The organism is Pseudomonas sp. HY2-MNA-CIBAN-0224 (assembly GCF_040310285.1).
Lineage (GTDB): Bacteria > Pseudomonadota > Gammaproteobacteria > Pseudomonadales > Pseudomonadaceae > Aquipseudomonas > Aquipseudomonas helleri.
Genome location: NZ_JBEOPQ010000197.1, coordinates 1 through 425, shown reverse-complemented (window position 1 = coordinate 425; position 425 = coordinate 1). Strand labels below are relative to the sequence as shown.

The 425-nt window shown below is 32.5% G+C and carries 1 protein-coding gene; it reads left to right on the top strand.

What is annotated here, in order from left to right; genetic code table 11:
- Positions 1–425, top strand: a 425-nt coding sequence (locus tag AAEZ03_RS26005; RefSeq protein WP_350582615.1) for a hypothetical protein, incomplete at both ends; no start/stop codon positions are given.

The following is a 425-nucleotide window of genomic DNA, read 5'->3' as shown; positions in this document are numbered from 1 at the left end:
TGGCAAATTGTCTTATTCTTCCCATTTAAAAGGTTATTTTAAATACTTACACTCTACTAATAATAAAGTTCAAGATTTACATACCTTCACAGTACCCGATGATGTTAGTAAAATTCATATTGGACTTTGCCCTTTTAACATAACTAAGGGTGAGCAAGTCTTCGTTAGTAATTTTAGTATTGAGCCAAAAATAAATAAGTCTCAAATTGAGAAAAAATTATCTTTTGGTTCGTTCAAACAGCAAGACACTATAGAGTTACCTCAGGAAGATCCTGTTTGGTATGAAGTACCAGTGCAAGCTGGACAAGTACTAACGATAAAAGCAGCTTCTAATTACTTAAATACGAAAACTACTGATCGTAAAGCTATATTATTGTTAAAAAGCTATGACTCTAATGGTAATGAGATTCATGAGCCATGTGGCA